This is a genomic window from Roseateles sp. P5_B10, from assembly GCF_056400485.1.
The window spans coordinates 1-2,718 of record NZ_JBFULE010000706.1 but is presented as its reverse complement, the minus strand read 5'-3'; the positions used below and the strand labels follow the sequence as shown (position 1 = coordinate 2,718).

Below are 2,718 nucleotides of genomic sequence, written 5' to 3'. Positions count from 1 at the left end.
GGCATGGACAAACCCATCCTGCTGCCGACCAACGAATCCGCGCCGCTGCTTGCCTTGGCCCTGCAGCAGCCGGGCGAGGTGCTGCGCGACGGCGGCCGCTATGGCAACTTCTCAGGCCCGGGCTTTCGCAAGGCTTTGTCCTTCTACCTGGAGCGCTTCCAGCGCGGCGAGGCGCCCGGCGTCAGCGAGGTGCAGATCGGCAACCTCTGGCAGGAGTTCGGCCGCGGCAACTTCGCCTTCTACATGTCGGGGCCCTGGGACATCGGCGAGTTCAAGCGCCGCCTGCCGGCCGAACTGGCCAATGCCTGGACCACCGCCGAGCTGCCTGGCCCGGACGGCCCCGGCGTTTCCATCGCCGGCGGCGCCAGCCTCGCCATGTTCAAGCGCTCGCGCCACAAGCCCGAAGTCTGGGCGCTGATCAGCTACCTGAGCCGGCCCGACGTGCAGCTCGAGTTCTACCGCCTGACGGGCGACCTGCCGGCGCGGCGCGGTGCCTGGGCCCTGCCTTTGAACGGCGCCACGCTGGCCGAGGACCGCCACGCCGCCGCCTTCCGCCGCCAGCTCGAGCGCGTGCGCGCGGCGCCGGCCGTGCCGGAATGGGAGCGCATCGAGAAGGAGATGCAGCTCGCGGCCACGCGCGCGGTGCACGGCGTGACCGACCTCGACACGACGGTGCGTTCGCTGGATGCCCTCGTCGACGGCATCCTGGAAAAGCGCCGCTGGATGCTGGACCGAAAGACCGCCGCATGAAGCACAGTGGTCGCGAATCCCTCGCCGCCTGGGCCTTCGCCGCCCCGGCGCTGATCGTCATCGCGCTGTTCTTTGGCGTGCCCGTCTTCGCCGGCCTTGCGTTGAGCCTCACCGATTTCGACATCTATGCGCTGGCCGACCTGCGCAACCTGCGCTGGCAGGGCTGGGACAACTATGTGCACGTGTTGAGCCTGCCGCTGTTCTGGAAGGCGCTGGGCAATACCCTCTACTTCGTCGTGCTCGGCGTGCCGCTGTCGATCGGCGTGTCGCTGGCCGCGGCCGTGCTGCTGCAGTCGAAGCTGGTGCGTTGCAAGCCGCTGCTACGCACGGCACTGTTCGCCCCCGTGGTGACCACGCTGGTCGCCGTCGCCGTCATCTGGCGCTATCTCTTTCACGTCAAGTACGGTCTGGTGAACTACACGCTGCAGTCCCTGGGCCTGGACCCCGTCGACTGGCTGGGCGACCCGCACTGGTCCATGCCCACCATCATCCTGTTCGCCGCCTGGAAGAACTTTGGCGGCAACATGATCATCTTCATCGCGGCGCTGCAGGCCGTGCCCCACGACCTGTACGAGGCCGCGCGGCTGGACGGCGCGCGCAGCTGGGCCCAGTTCCGCTACATCACGCTGGCCAGCATCGCGCCGACGCTGCTGATGGTCACCATCCTGACAACGGCCGGCTATTTCCAGCTCTTCGCCGAGCCCTATGTGATGACCCAGGGCGGGCCACTGCAGAGCACGGTCAGCGTGCTCTACCTGATGTACGAAGAGGGCTTCAAGTGGTGGAACCTGGGCCTGGCCTCGGCGGTGGCCTTCGTGCTCTTCGTCGTCATTGTGGTGGTCAGCAAGGGCCTGATCGCTGTGCAGCGCCGGCTGACGGGGGAGGGCGCATGAAGCCCAGGAGCCTTCTCATCAACGGCCTGCTGTGGGCCTTTGCGGCGCTGGCGGCCTTCCCGCTGGTGTGGATGGTGTGTGTGTCGCTGATGCCGGCCGGCAGCGCCTCCAGCCTGCCGCCGCCGCTGGTCCCGCACGACCCGACGCTGGTGCACTACCGCCAGTTGCTCGGCGACGGTGGCTTGAAGCGAGCCTTCGTCAACAGCCTGGGGCTGGCCGTGGTGAGCACGTTGATGTCGGTGAGCTTCAATACGCTGGCGGGCTACTCGTTCGCCAAGCTGCGCTTTCGCCACCGCGAGCGGGTGTTCGGGCTGCTGATCGCGGCGCTTGTCATCCCGGGGCAGGTGGCGATGCTGCCGCTGTTCCTGATGCTCAAGGGCATGGGCCTGGTGAACACATGGATGGGCGTGCTGATTCCCAGCATGGCGGGGATCTTTGGCATCTTCCTTGTGCGGCAGTACGCGCGAGGGGTGCCGGATGAATTGCTGGAGGCGGCTCGGTTGGATGGGGCAGGGGAGGGGCGCATCTTCTGGAACATCGTGCTGCCGACGTTGAAGCCGGTGTTGGTGACGCTGGCGGTGTTTGCCTTTTTAGGAAGTTGGAACGACTTCATGTGGCCGTTGATCGTGTTGACGGATGGCGAGATGCACACGCTGCCAGTCGCATTGGCTGCGTTGTCGCGGGAGCATGTGAACGACAGCGAGCTGATGATGGCGGGGGCGGTGATCACCGTGCTGCCGGTGCTGGGGTTGTTTGTGGCGCTGCAGAGGTATTACATGCAGGGGCTGTTGATGGGGAGTGTGAAATGACGGCCCGTTGCAGTGGCTTTGTGCCTATGCCCAGCCGGGAGTTCGCCCCGGCGGGCGACCTTCTTTTTGAGCGACCAAAAAGAAGGCAAAAAGTCGCCCCTGCGAAACCGCCCCWGCGGGGTTCCCTGCGATGCTCTGAACCCGGGGCCGCGCCCAACTCACTTCGCTACGCTGCGTTCAAACAAAGGGGCGCGAAGTCAGAGCTTGAGGCTCGCTGCGCTCGCGCCCCGGGCTCCTGCGCTTCTCGGCGGTTTAGAAGGGGAGGC

3 protein-coding genes are annotated in these 2,718 nt (G+C 66.5%); all 3 read left to right on the top strand.

Features of this window, described 5'->3' with window-relative positions:
• A partial coding sequence (locus tag AC1DU6_RS26285; RefSeq protein WP_477860713.1) for an extracellular solute-binding protein occupies positions 1-750 on the top strand: 750 nt, incomplete at its 5' end.
• A complete protein-coding gene (locus AC1DU6_RS26280) occupies positions 747-1,643 on the top strand; it encodes a carbohydrate ABC transporter permease (RefSeq protein ID WP_457323930.1) in 897 nt (298 codons plus the stop codon). The genes AC1DU6_RS26285 and AC1DU6_RS26280, both read left to right, overlap by 4 nt.
• A gap of 89 nt (positions 1,644-1,732) precedes the next feature.
• Positions 1,733-2,452 carry a carbohydrate ABC transporter permease gene (locus AC1DU6_RS26275; protein ID WP_235531826.1) on the top strand — a complete coding sequence of 240 codons (720 nt, stop codon included), beginning with the start codon at positions 1,733-1,735 and terminating at the stop codon, positions 2,450-2,452.
• Positions 2,453-2,718 lie beyond the last annotated feature (266 nt).